The sequence below is a fragment of the Pedobacter ginsengisoli genome (assembly GCF_002736205.1).
GTDB lineage: Bacteria > Bacteroidota > Bacteroidia > Sphingobacteriales > Sphingobacteriaceae > Pedobacter > Pedobacter ginsengisoli_A.
Genome location: NZ_CP024091.1, coordinates 5,112,005 through 5,130,745, shown reverse-complemented (window position 1 = coordinate 5,130,745; position 18,741 = coordinate 5,112,005). Strand labels below are relative to the sequence as shown.

Sequence of the window (18,741 nt, the reverse complement as noted above, 5' to 3'; positions counted from 1 at the left end):
TGTAGTGCAAATACTATCAATATAGCATTATGAAAAAATCCATTCTATTTTTTACAGGTATTGCAACTCTGCTTACAGTTGCCTGCAATAGTAGCAATACTGACAATAAAGCTGTAGACAGCTCTTCAATAACATCAATTGACACTACACTTACACCATCTGTGCCTGTTCACGAAAAAATATCCCAATGCTATATCTATACTAAAAAAAGAGACACTGCAAGACTTAAAGTGAACACAGAAAATGAAGAGTTAACTGGTGATTTAAGCTACAATCTGTTTGAAAAAGATAGCAACAAGGGGACCATCTCTGGAGAAATTAAAGGCGACACGATAATTGCGGAATACATTTTCGATTCGGAAGGGATGCGTTCAACACGCGAAGTTGTATTCCTGAAAAGAGATGGCAAGCTATATGAGGGATTTGGTGAGGTTGAAGAAAAAAATGGCAGAACCAAATTTAAGGATAGAACTAAATTAAAATTTGGAGATGGTATAGTATTTTCTTTAACTGACTGCAAATAAGTTAAAAGTTTTCAAAACGTTCCCAAAAGCCATCAATAGGGAGCTTAGCAAATATATTTATGGGTTCTTTTTTTACAGGGTGGATAAAGTGTAATTTTCGAGCGTGCAAACAGATACTTCCTTTACGGCTTCCCCTAGGATAGCCGTATTTATTATCGCCAACAATAGGACATCCCATGGTTGATAACTGCACTCTTATTTGATGAGAGCGTCCTGTAAGGGGATCAACCTCTATCAGATAATAACCTCCAAGTTCTCCAATTAACCTATAACTTAATTCCGAGCGTTGGCTTCCCGGAACTTCTGCATTATGCGGTGTAACAACATTCTTTTGAGGATTTTTAACTAACCAATGAACAAGGGTACCGGAAGTTTTAGCAGGCTTGTTTCTGACTATAGCCCAATAAGTTTTTTTTACTTCCCGATTCTTGAATATTGCATTCATTCGTTCTAATGCCTTACTGGTTTTAGCGAAAAGTATTACTCCACTAACTGGTCTGTCCAAACGATGTACCACACCTAAAAAAGCACTGTTAGGCTTATTATATTTTATAGCAAGATATTTTTTAACCTGTTCATCAAGAGGTTCATCTCCAGTTTCATCAATCTGCACAATATCACCTGCACGTTTCAATATCGCTATCAGGTGATTATCTTCATAAAGTACGTCCTTATCAGTTACTGGCATTAATACTGTTCTTTTTCGTTCGGAAAATCTTTTGCTTTAACATCTTTTATATAGGACTGTGCTGCACCTAATATACCATCGTACAGATTTACATATTGGCGTAAAAAACGTGGTTTAAACCCTTTTGTTAAACCAATCATATCATTAACAACCAATACCTGTCCGTCGCAATCCGGGCCTGCACCAATTCCTATAGTAGGAATTTGTAAACTATCAGAGACTATTTTAGCTAATTTCGCAGGTATCTTTTCAAGCACAATAGCAAAACAACCAGCGTTTTGAAGAGCAATTGCATCTGTTTTTAATTTTTCAGCTTCGTCTTCGTCTTTCGCCCGAACAGTATAAGTTCCAAATTTATAAATAGACTGAGGTGTTAATCCAAGATGTCCCATTACAGGAATTCCTGCTGTGATGATGCGTGAGATTGATTCAGCAACCTCTGTACCACCTTCAAGCTTTACTCCGTGAGCACCGGATTCTTTCATGATTCTGATAGCAGAATTCAGTGCCTCTTTAGAATTGCCCTGATAACTACCAAATGGCAAATCAACTACTACGAAAGCTCTTTTTGCTCCTCTAACTACACCCTGAGCATGGTAAATCATCTGATCAAGTGTTATAGGCAAAGTAGTTTCATGGCCTGCCATTACATTAGAAGCCGAATCGCCAACTAATAATACATCTAAACCAGCATCATCAAGAATTGTGGCCATTGAATAATCGTAAGCAGTTAACATGGCTATTTTCTCACCACTGGCCTTCATTTCCTGAAGTATATGTGTAGTTATGCGTTTAACCTCTTTGTTTACAGACATAGTTCTAAAGTTTTGTAAGGGCAAAATTAGTTTTTACATTCGAAATAAAGACAGTTTTATCGTTTTTGTGACATTTTGTTAATGCCTTTATATCTATGCAGATATGATCATATTATTACAGCAAGATTTAGAACACCATGCAGGGTCAACAAACTATCTAAAAAAAAATCTTGATTTAAATCCTCAAAAACGTATCTTTGTATCCCGAAATGAAGGGGTCACTTAACAGCACATTTGTTAACTACAAAAACGGCATCAAAGCCGTTCCAGAACCATCATTTTTCCCTTTTTTAATCCCAATAATTTCTCTTAATAATTACCATGACTAATTACACTAAGTTACCTGCAATTTTGTTACTGGCTGACGGCACAGTTTACTACGGTAAAGCCGCTGGAAAAATCGGTACAACAACAGGCGAAATCTGTTTTAATACAGGGATGACAGGATATCAGGAAATTTTCACTGATCCTTCTTATTTCGCTCAGATTATGGTAACCACCAATGCACACATTGGTAATTATGGTATCCACAAAGATGAAACCGAATCAGAAAGCATTAAAATTGCTGGCTTGGTTTGCAAAAACTATAACATCGGTTTTAGCCGCAAAGAAGCATCTGAATCAATACAGGATTATTTTCAGAATGAAAATATTGTAGGTATCTCTGATATTGACACTCGTGCCTTAGTTCGTCACATCAGACACAAAGGCGCAATGAACGCGATCATTTCTTCGGAAATCACTGACCTTGAAGAATTAAAAAGCAAATTAGCGGAAGTTCCATCTATGGATGGCTTAGAACTGTCTTCAAAAGTTTCAACTAAAACTCCTTATTTTTATGGATCACCAGATGCTACATATAAAATAGCAGCATTGGATTTGGGTATCAAAAAGAACATTTTACGCAATTTTTCTGACAGAGATATTTATGTTCAGGTTTTCCCTGCCAAAACTACCTTTGAGGAAATGGATAAATGGGGTGCTGATGGTTATTTCATTTCTAATGGGCCTGGCGATCCTGCAGCAATGCCATATGCTATTGAAACTGTTACAAAAATATTAGCTGCTGATAAACCACTTTTTGGAATTTGCTTAGGCCATCAGTTACTTGCTGAGGCAAATGGCATCGGTACAATGAAAATGTTTAATGGCCACAGAGGTTTAAATCACCCGGTAAAAAACATCATTAAAAATCATTGCGAAGTAACTTCACAAAACCATGGTTTTGGAGTTATCCCCGAAGATGTAAGGAAATCAGACAAAGTTGAGATCACTCACATTAATTTAAATGATCAGTCAATCGAGGGTATCCGCGTTAAAGGCAAAAAAGCATTCTCTGTGCAATACCACCCTGAGTCTTCTCCAGGCCCGCATGATTCGCGCTACCTTTTTGACGACTTTATAAGTATGATCAAAAACGACCTGAGCTGGTAATATTCATCGGCTTAAAATATCATTTTACCGACATTTTAGAAGGTTTAGCAGAATAGCATTTTCTATTCGTCTAAACCTTCTTACATTTATAACATGGATAAAACAAATGCCATTATCAGTGTAAAAGAACTGGTAAAAAAGTATGACGACTTTACTGCTGTGCAAGGTATCAGCTTTGAAGTTTATGAAAATGAGATATTTGGACTTTTAGGGCCAAATGGTGCAGGAAAAACCACCACACTTGAAATTATTGAAACGCTCCGTGAAAAAACTTCAGGAGAAATTATTGTTGACGGTTATTCTGTAGACAAAGACGCCAACAAAATTAAAAGGATTATAGGTGTACAATTACAAGCAGCAGGATATTATCCAAACCTAAATCTGGTTGAGTTAATGGAACTGTTTGCTGGCCTATACGGGGTTGATGTTAAACCTATGGAGATGCTCGAAAAAGTAAATCTTCAAGATAAGGCAAAAGCTAAGTACAAGGCGCTTTCTGGTGGACAAAAACAACGTTTTTCTATAGCTACAACTCTTATTAACTCTCCTAAAATCATTTTCCTTGATGAACCCACGACCGGATTAGATCCTCAGGCCCGCCGCAATTTATGGGATTTAATTATTGACATAAGAAATAATGGCACAACAGTAGTAATCACCACACACTATATGGACGAAGCTGAGCAGCTATGTGATCGTGTTGCTTTTGTTGAACGGGGTGAGATCATTGCTCTGGATACTCCTGACAATCTGATAGACAACCTTATCAATAGTGGTTTTGAACGTAGTAAAGAAGTTAAAAAAGCTAATCTGGAAGATGTTTTTATAAACCTGACAGGCAAAGAATGGCGTGAGGATAATTAATAAAAGAACATGAGCAAACCATATAATAATACTAAAGCTACGCTGGCTCTTGCAAAAGCAAGTTTCCGCTCGATTATGCGCAGCCCTTCGGCAGTTGTTTTTACACTTGCTTTTCCATTGATCTTTATTCTTGTTTTCGGCTTTTTGGGTAAAGGTGGCGTAAAGGTTGACCTAGCAATTGCTCCAGAATCAGATTTGCAAAACCCTATAATAAATGCACTTGAACAAATCGGCGTTGTTCATATCATAAAAGACAAGGACAAGGCGGAAATAAAAACAGGACTCGAGAAAGGAAATATAGACGCCGTTATTAATGTTCAAAAAAATAGCCTGGGCAAGCCTGCCTACCTTGCCAATGTTCAGTATACTTCTGCTTCAATAGATAAGGGAACGATACTTAAATCAGTATTGAACAACCTAATGTATACTTTAAATTCAAAAGATATCACCCCTACCATTGCACAATTAAACGAAAGCACTGTTCAAGGCCGCATCTACCGTACTATTGATTTTATTTTACCAGGGCAACTTGGCTTCTCTTTGTTAAGCACAGGGGTATTTGGAACAGCATTTGTGTTTTTCAGCTTAAGACAAACCTTAGTTATAAAACGTTTTTTTGCCACTCCCGTTAGCCGGGCAAGTATTGTATTTGGAGAAGGAATTGCAAGAATAGGCTTTGCACTTTGCGGGGCAGTATTTATTATACTTATTGGACATTTCTTTTTCCACTTCACCTTAATACATGGCATCATTACAGTGCTAAATATGCTTTTACTTGCAATCATAGGACTCATTGTATTTATGGGTTTTGGATTTGTGGTATCGGGAATAGCAAAAAGTGAAAGTACCATTCCCCCAATTTCAAACATCATTACGTTGCCCCAATTTTTACTATCGGGAACTTTCTTTTCTATAGATGCATTTCCTTCGTGGCTCCAGCCAATAAGCAGGGCATTACCCTTAACTTACCTGAATGATGCGATGAGAAAGGTAGCTTTTGAAGGAGCTGGCTTATGGGATGTGAAACATCAGATTCTTATTATGATAATCTGGGGAGTTGGCGTGTATGCTGTTGCTGTTAAGGTGTTTAAATGGGAATAGCCTGCTCATACCAGCGCATTTTTTTCTAGGAAAATTGAATATTTGTCTTTAAATTTCTATATAAAAACAAATATTCTTCAATTAATTTAACAACCAGGTAGTGATAGAATCAAAAATTCATTACCACTAGACTAAATTAAACTCCTATGAAAAAATTAGCAGCAGAATTTATTGGGACATTTTGGCTGGTCCTTGGCGGTTGCGGCAGTGCCGTTTTAGCCTGTAATTATCCTGGCGCTGGCATCGGCTTTGCAGGTGTAGCACTCGCTTTTGGTTTAACCGTAGTAACCATTGCTTACGCCCTTGGCCATATCTCCGGAGCCCACCTAAATCCGGCAGTTTCAGTTGGTTTATGGATTGGAGGACGCTTTGATGTAAAGGACTTAATCCCTTATATTATTTCACAAGTTCTTGGTGGCATCGCAGCTGCGGGTGTATTGTATGTTATAGCTACTGGAAATGGCAGTCCAATTGGTGGATTTGCAGCAAATGGATATGGAGATCTATCACCAGGAAAATATAGCATGACAGCAGCATTAGTTACCGAAATAGTAATGACCTTCATTTTTTTAATCATTATTTTGGGTGCGACGGATGAGAGAGCTCCTAAAGGATTTGCCGGATTAGCAATAGGACTTGGCCTTACGCTAATACACCTAATCAGTATACCTGTAACTAATACTTCTGTAAATCCTGCAAGAAGTACAAGTCAGGCACTTTTTGTTGGTGGCGAAGCATTAAGCCAGCTTTGGTTATTTTGGGTTGCACCTATAATTGGCGCCATTATAGCTGGAATAGTTTACAAAGCAATTTTTGCTGCTAAGCCCGAAAACACTTAAACTTAACTATCTACAAAACAACATAGTATCAATAAAAACATTAAATATTTACCAATGAAAAAGTCGTAATTAAATTAATTACGACTTTTTTGCGTTTAATTTTTAACTTTGGATATCGCCTTAGTAATTGTAAATTTTACACTAAGGGTTATTTACAAATAAAAACCAATAAAAATGAGTTTAATAATTGATGTTCGCGCGCGACAAATCCTTGACTCTCGCGGCAATCCTACGATCGAAGTAGATGTAATTACAGAAAATGGTATCCTTGGTCGTGCAGCAGTACCATCAGGAGCTTCTACTGGTATGCATGAAGCTGTGGAGTTAAGAGATGGTGATAAAAAAGTTTACTTAGGGAAAGGCGTTTTAAAAGCTGTTGCCAATGTGAATGATAAAATCGCTGATGAATTAAAGGGTGTTGATGTATTTGAACAAAATGCTATCGATAGCTTAATGATTAAGCTTGACGGAACAGAAAATAAGGGAAATCTTGGTGCTAACGCTATTCTAGGTGTTTCTTTAGCAGTTGCTAAAGCTGCAGCTCAAGAAAGCCGTCAGCCATTATACCGTTATATAGGAGGTGTTAATGCTAACATTCTACCTATCCCGATGATGAATATTGTAAATGGTGGTTCTCACTCAGATGCTCCTATCGCATTTCAGGAGTTTATGATCATGCCTGTTGGTGCATCTTCATTCTCTGAAGCTTTAAGATGGGGAACAGAAGTATTTCATAACCTAAAAGCCATTTTGCACGACAGAGGTCTTTCAACAGCTGTTGGTGATGAAGGTGGATTTGCACCTACTTTTGGAGGTACTGAAGATGCTGTTGAAACTATTATCCAAGCTATCGAAAAAGCAGGCTATAAAGCAGGTGAACAAATCTTTTTAGCTTTTGACTGTGCAGCTTCTGAATTCTATAAAGACGGAAAATACGACTACACCAAATTTGAAGGTGATAAAGGAGCTATCCGCACAAGTGCTGAACAAGCTGATTATCTTGCATCTTTAACCGAAAAATATCCTATTATCTCTATTGAAGATGGAATGGATGAAAATGACTGGGATGGCTGGAAAATGCTAACTGATAAAATTGGCGACCGAGTTCAACTTGTAGGTGACGATTTGTTTGTTACAAATGTAACTCGTTTACAATCTGGAATAGACAAAAACACCGCGAACTCCATTTTAGTTAAAGTAAATCAAATTGGTTCATTAACTGAAACAATCAATGCTGTTTCATTAGCGCAAACTAATGGCTATACCTCGGTAATGAGCCATAGAAGTGGTGAAACTGAAGATACTACTATTGCGGATCTTGCTGTAGCGTTAAACTGTGGTCAGATTAAAACTGGTTCAGCTTCACGTTCAGACAGGATTGCAAAATACAATCAATTATTACGTATTGAAGAAGAATTAGGTTCTGCAGCACGTTTTATTGGTAAGGATTTCAAATTCTTAAAGAAATAAATTCCTATCCTTAATATTTTTTTGGATATATATTCAAAAACAAAATGCCCCTGTACTTTTGGTATCGGGGCATTTTTGAAACATATAATTTGCTTTGATAAAGTTGCAAAATGTTGATAAGTGAATAATACTGATTTTGATAAAGATCAAAGGTTTTAGATCTTCGGGTGTTAATTTTATATATTTGTGCATATGATTCGTTTGCTTGAACTTTTACGAAACAAATATTTTCTAAGCGTAGCTGCATTTGTGGTATGGATGTTATTTTTCGATAAAAATGATGTAATAGCTCAGTATGAATACAGATCGCAGGTGAACAAGCTTCAGGAAGAAAAAGACTTTTATGTAAAGGAAATTGCTAAGGTAAAGAAAGATCTTAACGAGTTAAATACCGACCTAAACACTGCGGAAAAGTTTGCACGTGAAAAATATTTTATGAAAAAGGACAATGAAGATGTCTTTGTTATCATCAAAGAAGCCCCGAAAGACTAATAACCAAACCTAGGTAACGTTACTTTATACCTTACTACAACTACTCTTACAGTAAAAATAAACCCAATAACAGCAACCTTTGCCAGATCCTCTTTCAAGTTAAAATATAAAAGAGAGAAATATAATATCCCTCCCATAATACATACTGTGGCATAGACTTCTTTTCTGAATATTACGGGAATAGTATTTAGTAGTGTATCTCTTATAATACCTCCAAAACATCCTGTAATGGTTCCAAGGGCAATGCAAATGCCAGGGCTTAAACCAAAAACTATTCCTTTCTGAATACCAAGCATTGTAAACAAACCCAGACCTAATGAGTCAAATAAAAAAAGAGTTACTTTAAATTTCTTTATATGGGTTTTAAAAAAAATGGTGGCAATAGATGTCAGTAAAATTAACAGGCAATAATTTACGTCCCTCATCCATGCAACAGGGGTATCGCCCAGCAAGAGATCGCGAACGGTTCCTCCGCCAATAGATGTTACAAAAGCAATAATGAGTACTCCGAAAGGGTCCAATCTTCTTTGCATGGCAGCAAAAGAACCAGATATCGCAAAGGAAATGGTTCCTAAGATCTCAATGGCATCCATAGTACTTACTTGCATACTTCTTTGCTTAAATTTCTCCGTTTCTTTTTCTTAAAAACCACTCTAGTGTAAGCATGGTAATTATTAATGCAAACACCCACTTAAAGTTAATTAATTCTTCATATTTACGATCTTCGTAACTTAAAGTTTTTACATGTTCGTTTTTTTCAATATCATTCAAAATAAATGATAAATTCTGCGGCATATACATCTTACCTCCGGTTTGCAAGGCCATGGTATTAAGCAACTGATGGTTGGCAATTGTTTGCTGATATTCGGCAACGAGTGTATTTACATAAAATATTCCTTGTGCACTATATTTTTTACTCCCTAGAGTTGTAGTTGCAGTATAAGTATAATTTCCTGCGGGCAGCATTCCTGCATCTAGTTGATACGCTGTTTCAGTTCTGGAAAATAGAAAATTATAAACCTTTCCTTCTTCATTTTTTAATTGAATACTTACATCGGGAGTATTTACCGCAACATAGCTATCATTATAAAGAACTGCATTTATTGGCACATTTTCATTTTCATCAAAAGTATTTTTGGCCATGTAAACTTTAAACTTACGCTTATCGTCTTTAGCAGAGATATATTGGACAGCATTTGAAATTAAAGTATTAAAAGTATTTAATTTCTGCTCATTCTGAGCTTCTGCTAACCTCCAGCGCCATATACCTTCTCCTATTAAATAACCTGCTCTTTTTCCCTCTCCGCTCATAAAAAATAACTGCGGAGATTCAGTTTTAATCTTTCCAATCCGTTGTTTTAATGCAACTAATGCTGTACCGTTTATCTTCACTTCTCCAAAAGGTGACTGAAGAGGGTCAAATCCTTCAATTTCCTTGTCAATTGACGCGCTCATTTCAAAAGCTGTAAAACCAGTATTGACCATAGAAAAAGCTTCCTGCAAGGTATTGTTGTTTCCATTAAAATTTACCGCACCCTGCATTTTATTAAAGGCATATAAATTACTTTGAGCCCCCAGTATGTACCATACTGGCACACTACTTTGCTGAACTTTATTAATAAATCCCTCACCATCGTTTTGAAGATCTGGAAGCTGATACAAAATAATTAAGCTATAGTCTTTCGGATTAATAACATTCAAATCGTCTCGCAAAGCAATCTTCAATTCATAATGCTTATTTACTGTTATGGCCTGTTTTAAAGCTGCAATGTCTGGATGTGGACCAGCTGAAGCAAGCAATATTTTTTGCTTCGCATCAATTACCTCAATAAAAATGCTTTGCGTGTTGTTACGTTCCGATATCTCCTCTTTTAATGGAGTAAGCTGAATGGTATATTTCTGAAGGCCCAATCTAGAAGCTTTTAGCTTAATTGGAATGTTCTTTACAAATGCACTTGAATTAATCTGAATCTGATCCTCAAAAATCTTTTTGCCCGCTTCAGTAACCAAAATTTTGGATACTTCACCTTTACTCTCAAAGGCCTGCACTTGGACTTCAACAGTAAATTCATTATCAAGATAAACCAGACTATTGTGATTTACATTTGAAATCATCAAATCATTTTTCGGAATTGTATCTCCCAATGCAACAGTATAAACAGGAGCCTTAAGTTTATTCAAGTCATAAAGTGGACTCCCTCCGCGATTAAAAATACCATCTGAGGATAAAATTATCGCTCCCACATTTCGGTTTAACAATTCATCATTTAACTGATTAATGAACATTGAAGCGTTACTAACCTGACCATTATTCTTGAAATCATAGCCAGATTTTATACTATCACTAAAATTATAAATCTTTACTTCATACTTTTCAGACAGTTTGTTAGCCAAATTTTTCATATCTCTCTCATACTGGTCTTTCTTAAAGCCATTAGGTTCAATCGTTCCAACAGATAGAGAATTATCCTGACCGATAATAATTACAGGTTTTTCGAGATTGTATGACACACTTCTAATTAAAGGAAGAAACAGCAATGCTGCTATAACGCTTACTACAGTTGTCCGTATCACAAACAACCCATAACGCAGCCGCTTAGCTAAATGCTCCGTTTTACGGTACAATAACCAAGCAAAAAGAATACCTGTTAGCAAGCAGCCTAATAATGCCAATAAAGTGTATAAGCTAAAAGAATCGTTCATACGTATTTGGGTAAAGATGCTAAATTTTAAAATGCTCGCACAATTTTATATAAGTTTGTTCATAGTAAAACCAACGCCTTATAATGAAAAACTATTTTCACATTATTTTACTCCTAATGATGTATGCACCAACACTAGCCCAATCTGATTTCAAAAAGCAGCAATTGACATTTGAACGTGTTAAACAAGCTTATGAAGAGAAATGGAATAAGCTCCAAAATGACCTTAAAAAAGATGAGATAGGTAAGCGGTTTAGCCTATACATAGCAGCCTACAAAGCCGAAGGGAGATTAGAAATATGGTTAAGAGGTAGCGCCCAAAAGCAATATAGGTTATTCAAAGTATTTCCTTTTTGCAAGCATTCAGGTATTCTGGGACCCAAATCAAAAGAGGGTGATAAGCAAACTCCTGAAGGATTTTATTATATCACCGTATTTAATCCTCTAAGCAACTTTCATCTTTCTTTAGGAATAAACTATCCTAACAAAATTGACCTGTTAAGAAGTGCGAATCAAAAACCAGGAAACGATATATACATTCATGGGAAATGTGAAACCGTTGGCTGCATCCCAATAACAGACGACAAGATGAAGGAGCTTTATGTTTTAGCCGTTGAGGCACGAAATGAAGGGCAAGATCAGATTCCTGTTCACATTTTTCCTTTTAAAATAACTGATATTAATCTTGAGAGATATTTAACCCAGTTCCCTCAACACCGTTCTTTTTGGACAAATCTTCAGTTGGAATATAACTACTTTGAAAAACATAAGCAAGTACCAAAAATACAGTACTGAACAATTCCTGTCAGTTTAAATAAAAAATGGTGTCGGGATTAATTCAGACACCATTTTTAAGTATTTATAATATCCTTACAACATTCCGCCGCAAACAGACAATACCTGACCTGTAACGTATGAGCTCATATCAGATGCCAGGAATACACATGCATTCGCTACATCATCCGTCTCGCCTGCTCTTTTCAAAGGAATACCTTCTTCCCAACCTTGTACCACTTTTGGATCTAATACATCCGTCATTTCAGTGCGGATAAATCCAGGAGCTATAACATTGGTACGGATATTACGTGATCCCAATTCTTTAGCCAAAGATTTAGAGAATCCAATTATACCTGCTTTAGATGCAGCGTAATTTGCTTGTCCGGCGTTCCCTTGAACTCCTACAACAGAGCTCATGTTAATGATAGATCCTTTGCGCGCTTTCATCATCACTTTAGAAGCAGCTTTAGATACATTAAATACCGATTTCAAGTTTACATTAATTACTTCATCCCAGTTCTCCTCACTCATTCGCATCAATAAACCATCTTTCGTTATACCTGCATTATTTACAACAATATCTAATGCACCAAAATCAGCTACTATATCATTGATTAGTTTTTCAGCTTCATCAAATTTAGAGGCGTCTGAGCGATATCCTTTTACTTTTGTACCAAAACTTTCTAACTCTTGTTCTAAAGCCTCACCTTTTTCTACTGATGACAAATAGGTAAAAGCTACATTAGCTCCATGTTCAGCAAATTTTTCCGCTATTTTGCGGCCAATTCCTTTAGATGCACCTGTAACAAGTGCTGTTTTTCCTTCTAATAACTTCATCTGTATTTCTTGTTTGGTTATATTCAATTAATTATATCAATTATAAAAAGTGATTAGATTGATGGTTCCTGTTGGCTAAGACAATGAAAACTTCCTAACCCCCAAATAATATCTGTAGAATCTATTCCTACAACTTTTCTATCCGGGAAAACCCCTTGAATAATTTCAAGAGCTTTTTCATCATTCACGTCTCTAAAAGTAGGTACAATTACCGCAGCATTTGCAATATAAAAATTAGCATATGAAGCAGGCAGCCTTGTATCCTCATGGATTACCGGAGAAGGCATCGGCAATTTTACAATATTCAAAGGTTTTCCATTTAATAGCCGCAAAGTTTTTAATGTCTCCAAATTCTCCTGTAACAGCAAATAATTTTCATCCAGAGGATTACTCTCAACAACCGTTAAAACTGTATCCTCGTTCACAAACCTCGTAATGTCATCAATATGGCCGTCAGTATCATCCCCAACTATCCCATCGCCTAACCACAACACCTGTTCAGCACCATAAAATTCCTTTAAATACTCTTCAATCTGTTCCTTATTTAAATGAGGGTTTCTGTTTTCATTCAGCAAACATGCTGTAGTGGTAAGTATCGTCCCTGCGCCATTAAACTCAACAGATCCACCCTCCATTACTATATCAGGATGATAAACGGATAAATTAAAATGCTCAGCTATTTTGGTTGGAATTACATCATCAAGCTCATAAGGAGGGTATTTACCTCCCCATGCATTATATCCCCAGTCTACTATTGCTTTTTTTCTGTTTGCCTTATTTAATAAAAAAGCCGGACCATGATCTCTGCACCAGGCATCATTACTCGGATTAAAATAAAATTCAATCTGGCTTAAATCAGCTCCCACTTTTTCCAATTCAGAAATGGCAAAAGTTTTAGTTTCTTCATTGTTAACGTTAATTCTAACCTTTTCGCCGGTTGCTACAATTTTAATAAACTGGCAATAAGGCTCATATATAGTTTCAATCTTACCCGGCCAGGATTCTTCCTTATGTGGCCAGCTTAGCCATGTCGCATCATGTTTTTCCCATTCAGCAGGAAAGCTAAAGCCTAGTTTTTTTGGGCTGCTGTTAAATATTACTTCGTTAAAAGATGACATTCTCTAATTCTTAATCTTCGTCAATAAATCTTTTAGTAATTGGCTGATAAGAGTCTATTCTACGATCTCTTAGGAAAGGCCAGTGTTTACGGAAAAAATCCGACTCAGATAAATCCAATTCTACTACTTTAGTTTCTTCATTTTCATGTGAACCTAAATAAAGTAATCTGCCCTGAGCATTTGTTGCAAAACTTCCGCCCCAGAATTTCATAGCTCCATTTTGCTCAAGTCCAACACGGTTTACACTCACCACTGGCACTCCATTAGCAACAGCATGAGAACGTTGAATGGTTTGCCATGCATTATACTGATCTTTATTTGTTTCTTCATCCTGATCTGTAGCCCAGCCTATAGCTGTTGGATAAAACATAATCTCAGCACCCATTAAAGCTGTGATACGGGATGCTTCAGGGTACCACTGATCCCAGCAGATCAGTATGCCGATTTTTGCAAATTTTGTCTGGAATACCTTATATCCTAAATCACCTGGTGTGAAGTAAAACTTCTCATAAAAAGCAGGATCATCAGGGATATGCATTTTACGATATTTACCAAGATAAGCTCCATCAGCATCTAAAACAGCTGTAGTATTATGATACAAGCCTGCTGTACGCTTCTCAAATAAAGAAGCAATAATAACTACACCCAACTCTTTAGCAATAACCTGTAAAGCATCGGTAGAAGGGCCGGGAATAGCTTCAGCTAAATTGAAGTTGTCATAATCTTCAACATCACAAAAATATAGAGAAGTAAAAAGCTCTTGCAAACACACAATTTGTGCTCCTTTTGCAGCGGCTTCTCTGATTTTTAAAATTGCTTTATCTAAATTTTCTTGTTTATTACTGGTACAGCTCATCTGCACCAATCCAACTTGTACTTTTGCCATTCTTTATTAACAAATAATTTAGCGCAAAGTTAGCCAAAAAAAATAAAAGATAGGAGGATTGAACCAGGCTAATACTTAAGAAGCTACAGCATCCCTGTACTCCTGTTGAAGCTCAAACAGGCATTTAGCACACAAACAACCATCATGTAATTCGCTAATATACTGAACCTCATTTAAGTTTAACTGCACAACACTACATTGGCATTTAGTGTAAGAGTTAGCTTTACACTCTATTGGTGTACCACAACGCTCGCAGGGTATGATTTCGTGTTTAGCCATTAACCACAAAGATACAAGATCATGAACTAATGATACCTGACTGCTTATAAAAAATGACAAATAGCATATTAAACATAAACCTCGTTGCAGATTATATTAAGAATGAAAAAAGAATTTTGTTAGACAATAGTCTAACCAAGTCTAAGGAGAGTCTGACTTGAGCCTGAGGTGAGTCTTACCTGTTTGCATCTCCAACTAGATTCCTTTATGGTTATTTAAGTTCAGGATGAGGAAGCACAAAAAAAGAGCAGGTATTTGGTACCTGCTCTTTAAATATATTAATTATTAAATAGTTATTAACCTGAACAGCTGATGCAGCCTTCTTCCATAGAGCAAACCGGTCCTTCAACAATTTCTTCAGCACTTTGTTCAATATGCTCAGGAATTACCGGCTCCATATTTTTACCAGCCTGGTTCTCTACTGTAAATTTAACAGCTTGAGAAGCAGCTTGAGTACGCAGATAATACATACCCGTTTTCAATCCTTTTTTCCAAGCATAGAAATGCATTGAAGTCAATTTAGAAGTATTTGGCGCATTAATGAATAAGTTTAAAGATTGAGACTGGCAGATGTAAGCACCTCTGTCGGCAGCCATATCAATAATACTACGCATTTTTATTTCCCAAACGGTTTTGTACAATTCTTTAATGTAATCAGGAATCTCAGCAATGTCCTGAATAGAACCATTAGCTAAAATAATTCTGTCTTTCATAGCCGGAGTCCATAAACCTAAAGCTACAAGGTCCTTTAATAAGTGTTTGTTAACAACAATAAACTCTCCACTTAATACCCTTCTGGTATAAATATTAGAAGTATACGGCTCAAAGCACTCATTGTTACCCAAAATCTGAGATGTAGAAGCAGTAGGCATCGGAGCAACAAGTAATGAGTTGTAAACACCATCTTTAACTACTTTTTCACGTAGGCTTTCCCAATCCCATCTGCCGCTATCTGGTTTCACGTTCCAAAGATCGAACTGGAATTTACCTTCAGATAAAGGAGAACCTTTAAATGTTTCATAAGGTCCGTTTTTAACTGCAAGATCATGAGAAGCAGTCATTGCAGCGAAATAAATTGTTTCAAAGATTTCTTTGTTCAATTCGCGTGCACCTTCACTTTCAAAAGGTAAACGCATTAAAATAAATGCATCGGCTAAACCTTGTACACCTAAACCTACCGGTCTGTGGCGCATATTAGAATTTCTGGCTTCTTCTACCGGATAATAGTTATAATCGATGATCTTATTCAGATTTAAAGTAGCCTGATAAGTAACATCATATAATTTTTGATGATCAAATTCACCGTTAATTACAAATCTTGGTAAGGCCAAAGATGCAAGATTACAAACTGCAACCTCATCTTTAGATGTATACTCTATAATTTCGGTACAAAGGTTAGAACTTTTAATTGTACCCAAATTTTGCTGATTAGACTTACTGTTTGCAGCATCTTTATACAACAAGTAAGGAGTTCCTGTTTCAATTTGAGAATCAAGGATTGCAAACCATAATTCCTGAGCTTTAATAGTTTTACGTGCTCTACCTTCTTTTTCATAACGCTCATATAAAGCATCGAACTCTTCGCCAAAACAATCAGCTAAACCTGGCGCTTCATGCGGACAGAATAAGCTCCAGTCTCCATTCTCTTCCACACGTCTCATAAACAAATCACAAACCCACAGTGCATAGAACAAATCACGTGCACGCAATTCTTCTTTACCATGGTTTTTACGTAAGTCTAAGAAACTTAATACATCAGCATGCCAAGGCTCTAAATAAATTGCAAAGGCACCTTTACGCTTACCTCCACCCTGATCTACATAACGTGCGGTGTCATTAAACACCTTTAGCATTGGTACAATACCATTACTTGTTCCGTTAGTACCACCAATGTAAGAACCGGTTGCGCGAATGTTGTGAATGCTTAAACCAATACCACCAGCACTTTGTGATATCTTGGCAGTTTGTTTCAATGTATCATAAATGCCTTCAATGCTATCATCCTGCATAGTTAACAAGAAGCATGACGACATTTGAGGTTTAGGTGTTGCTGCATTAAATAAAGTTGGAGTGGCGTGGGTAAACCAACGCTCGCTCATCAGGTTATATGTAGCTATAGCACTTTCAATATCACCTTTATGTATACCAACAGACACGCGCATAAATAAATGCTGAGGACGTTCAACTATCTGTCCATCAACCTTTAACAGGTAAGATTTTTCAAGCGTTTTGAACCCAAAATAATCAAAACCAAAATCTCTGTCGTATATAATTGTGCTATCTAGTGTATCGGCATTTTCTTTAATCACCTCCCAAACATCATCGGCAATAAGAGAAGCCGATTTACCTGTTTTATTGTCAATATAGTTATACAACATCTCCATCGTTTTAGAGAAAGATTTAGTTGTATTCTTATGAAGGTTGGATACAGCAATACGTGAAGCCAATAAAGCATAATCCGGATGTTTGGTTGTTAAAGAGGCTGCGGTTTCAGCTGCAAGGTTATCCAATTCAGAAGTTGTAACCCCATCGTATAAACCTTCAATCACCTTTTTGGCTACATCTATCGGATCTACAAGTTCAGCATTAAAACCATAGCATAACTTTTCAATACGGGCAGTTATCTTGTCAAACCTTACCGCTTCCTTGCGGCCATCTCTTTTTATTACAAACATATTTTTCAGGTATTTATGGTGCATATTGAGCTTGTGATGAGCAATCTCAGCATAGGCACCGATTAATTATTTATTTATATTCCCTATCGCCTAACCCGATAAGTTTTAAAAATCATCGTCTAAAGAGAAAGCCGCAGCTTTATCTTCTGTTGAGGTTAATACGCCACTTTTTTGATAATCACCAACTCTTTTCTCAAAGAAGTTTGTTTTTCCTTGTAGCGATATCATTTCCATAAAATCAAATGGATTGGTTGCGTTATAAATCTTAGTATAACCCAATTCCTGTACCCATCTGTCTGCAACAAACTCAATGTATTGCGACATCAGTTTTGCATTCATTCCAATTAATGCTACTGGTAAAGCATCTGTAATAAATTCTTTTTCTATTTCTACGGCATCTTTAATTATACCATGAACTTGTTTTTCTGTAAGCTTATTCTTAAGCATACCATATAACAAACAAGCAAACTCGCAGTGTGACCCTTCATCTCTTGAGATCAACTCATTGCTGAAGGTTAGTCCTGGCATTAAGCCTCGTTTTTTTAACCAGAATATTGAACAGAAACTTCCGCTAAAGAAAATACCCTCAACAGCTGCGAAAGCTACAAGGCGCTCTGCAAAATTACCACCCTCAATCCAACGTAATGCCCATTCTGCTTTTTTCTTAACGCAAGGAACTGTTTCTATTGCATGAAATAATCTATCCTTTTCATCCGGATCCTTAATATAAGTATCAATTAACAAGGCGTATGTTTCAGAGTGAATGTTTTCCATCATAATCTGGAAACCATAAAAACAACGGGCTTCAGGTAACTGAACCTCACTCATAAAATTTACAGCCAGGTTTTCATTTACAATACCATCACTGGCAGAGAAGAAAGCTAAGATATGAGAAATAAAATGTCTCTCTCCATCATTTAGGTTGTCCCAATGTTTCTGATCGTCTGAAAGATCAATTTCTTCCGCCGTCCAAAAACTAGCCTCACTCTTTTTATACATCTCCCAAATTGCCGGATATTTAATCGGTAAAAGAACAAAACGATCTTTGTTTTCTTTTAATAATACTTCTTCTTCTTGCATAAGCCTTTGTTTAACCTAGTGAATGATTGAACCATGAAAACCCTTAATAAACGCTAACAGTCGACAAAGCCATACTTAATTTAAAGATTTTAAAAGACTTGAATTTCTCCGGCAACCTTAATCAACTAAATATTAAAACTTTAACTGAAAATCTTCGTGT

General features: G+C 36.5%; 18 protein-coding genes. 8 read left to right on the top strand and 10 right to left on the bottom strand.

The genetic code is table 11. From position 1 onward, the window contains the following. Positions 1-29 precede the first annotated feature (29 nt). Positions 30-524, top strand: a complete 495-nt coding sequence (locus CPT03_RS21675) for a hypothetical protein (protein WP_172954207.1) — start codon at positions 30-32, stop codon at positions 522-524. Between the two features lies 1 nt (position 525). Here CPT03_RS21675 and CPT03_RS21670 read toward each other — a convergent pair whose 3' ends face one another. Then, entirely contained in the window at positions 526-1,212 is a 687-nt protein-coding gene (locus CPT03_RS21670; protein WP_099440774.1) for an RluA family pseudouridine synthase, read from the bottom strand. Then, positions 1,212-2,027 carry a 3-methyl-2-oxobutanoate hydroxymethyltransferase gene (gene panB / locus CPT03_RS21665; protein WP_099440773.1) on the bottom strand — a complete coding sequence of 272 codons (816 nt, stop codon included), beginning with the start codon at positions 2,025-2,027 and terminating at the stop codon, positions 1,212-1,214. Before panB ends, CPT03_RS21670 begins: the two co-directional genes overlap by 1 nt. A 321-nt stretch (positions 2,028-2,348) precedes the next feature. Between panB and carA the strand changes: the two genes are divergently transcribed. The 6 genes from carA (at position 2,349) to CPT03_RS21635 (ending at position 8,227) form a co-directional block, all read left to right on the top strand. Continuing rightward, positions 2,349-3,461, top strand: a complete 1,113-nt coding sequence (gene carA, locus CPT03_RS21660; protein WP_099440772.1) for a glutamine-hydrolyzing carbamoyl-phosphate synthase small subunit — start codon at positions 2,349-2,351, stop codon at positions 3,459-3,461. Positions 3,462-3,554: 93 nt separating this feature from the next. Then, positions 3,555-4,325 carry an ABC transporter ATP-binding protein gene (locus CPT03_RS21655; RefSeq protein WP_099440771.1) on the top strand — a complete coding sequence of 257 codons (771 nt, stop codon included), beginning with the start codon at positions 3,555-3,557 and terminating at the stop codon, positions 4,323-4,325. Between the two features lie 9 nt (positions 4,326-4,334). Next, positions 4,335-5,426 carry an ABC transporter permease gene (locus tag CPT03_RS21650; RefSeq protein ID WP_099440770.1) on the top strand — a complete coding sequence of 364 codons (1,092 nt, stop codon included), beginning with the start codon at positions 4,335-4,337 and terminating at the stop codon, positions 5,424-5,426. Between the two features lie 146 nt (positions 5,427-5,572). Then, positions 5,573-6,265 carry an aquaporin Z gene (gene aqpZ, locus CPT03_RS21645; protein ID WP_099440769.1) on the top strand — a complete coding sequence of 231 codons (693 nt, stop codon included), beginning with the start codon at positions 5,573-5,575 and terminating at the stop codon, positions 6,263-6,265. A 174-nt stretch (positions 6,266-6,439) separates the two neighbouring features. Further along, entirely contained in the window at positions 6,440-7,735 is a 1,296-nt protein-coding gene (gene eno / locus CPT03_RS21640) for a phosphopyruvate hydratase (protein ID WP_099440768.1), read from the top strand. Between the two features lie 192 nt (positions 7,736-7,927). Then, positions 7,928-8,227 carry an FtsB family cell division protein gene (locus tag CPT03_RS21635; RefSeq protein ID WP_099440767.1) on the top strand — a complete coding sequence of 100 codons (300 nt, stop codon included), beginning with the start codon at positions 7,928-7,930 and terminating at the stop codon, positions 8,225-8,227. Here CPT03_RS21635 and CPT03_RS21630 read toward each other — a convergent pair. Next, positions 8,224-8,835, bottom strand: coding sequence for a trimeric intracellular cation channel family protein (locus CPT03_RS21630; protein ID WP_099440766.1), 612 nt, complete (start codon positions 8,833-8,835; stop codon positions 8,224-8,226). The genes CPT03_RS21635 and CPT03_RS21630 overlap by 4 nt on opposite strands. Positions 8,836-8,845: 10 nt before the next feature. Then, positions 8,846-10,930 (bottom strand): hypothetical protein, encoded by a 2,085-nt coding sequence (locus CPT03_RS21625; protein WP_099440765.1) that lies wholly within the window; start codon positions 10,928-10,930, stop codon positions 8,846-8,848. An 83-nt stretch (positions 10,931-11,013) separates the two neighbouring features. Between CPT03_RS21625 and CPT03_RS21620 the strand changes: the two genes are divergently transcribed. Next, positions 11,014-11,724 carry a murein L,D-transpeptidase family protein gene (locus tag CPT03_RS21620; protein ID WP_099440764.1) on the top strand — a complete coding sequence of 237 codons (711 nt, stop codon included), beginning with the start codon at positions 11,014-11,016 and terminating at the stop codon, positions 11,722-11,724. Between the two features lie 75 nt (positions 11,725-11,799). On the opposite strand, the gene fabG is transcribed toward CPT03_RS21620, so the two are convergent. The 6 genes from fabG to CPT03_RS21590 all read right to left on the bottom strand — a co-directional run bounded on the left by fabG (position 11,800) and on the right by CPT03_RS21590 (position 18,581). After that, positions 11,800-12,543 carry a 3-oxoacyl-[acyl-carrier-protein] reductase gene (gene fabG, locus CPT03_RS21615; RefSeq protein ID WP_099441218.1) on the bottom strand — a complete coding sequence of 248 codons (744 nt, stop codon included), beginning with the start codon at positions 12,541-12,543 and terminating at the stop codon, positions 11,800-11,802. A gap of 53 nt (positions 12,544-12,596) precedes the next feature. Continuing rightward, the gene (locus CPT03_RS21610) at positions 12,597-13,661 is read right to left on the bottom strand and encodes an agmatine/peptidylarginine deiminase (RefSeq protein ID WP_099440763.1); all 1,065 of its coding nucleotides are present in this window, start codon (positions 13,659-13,661) and stop codon (positions 12,597-12,599) included. Between the two features lie 10 nt (positions 13,662-13,671). Further along, entirely contained in the window at positions 13,672-14,547 is an 876-nt protein-coding gene (locus CPT03_RS21605) for a carbon-nitrogen hydrolase (protein WP_099440762.1), read from the bottom strand. 75 nt (positions 14,548-14,622) lie between these two features. Continuing rightward, complete coding sequence (locus CPT03_RS21600; RefSeq protein ID WP_099440761.1) at positions 14,623-14,826, bottom strand: cysteine-rich CWC family protein; 204 nt, start codon at positions 14,824-14,826, stop codon at positions 14,623-14,625. Positions 14,827-15,122: 296 nt separating this feature from the next. Next, on the bottom strand, positions 15,123-17,501 hold the full coding sequence (locus CPT03_RS21595; protein WP_099441217.1) for a ribonucleoside-diphosphate reductase subunit alpha: 2,379 nt from the start codon (positions 17,499-17,501) through the stop codon (positions 15,123-15,125). A 105-nt stretch (positions 17,502-17,606) separates the two neighbouring features. Then, positions 17,607-18,581, bottom strand: a complete 975-nt coding sequence (locus tag CPT03_RS21590; RefSeq protein ID WP_099440760.1) for a ribonucleoside-diphosphate reductase small subunit — start codon at positions 18,579-18,581, stop codon at positions 17,607-17,609. Between the last annotated feature and the right edge of the window lie 160 nt (positions 18,582-18,741).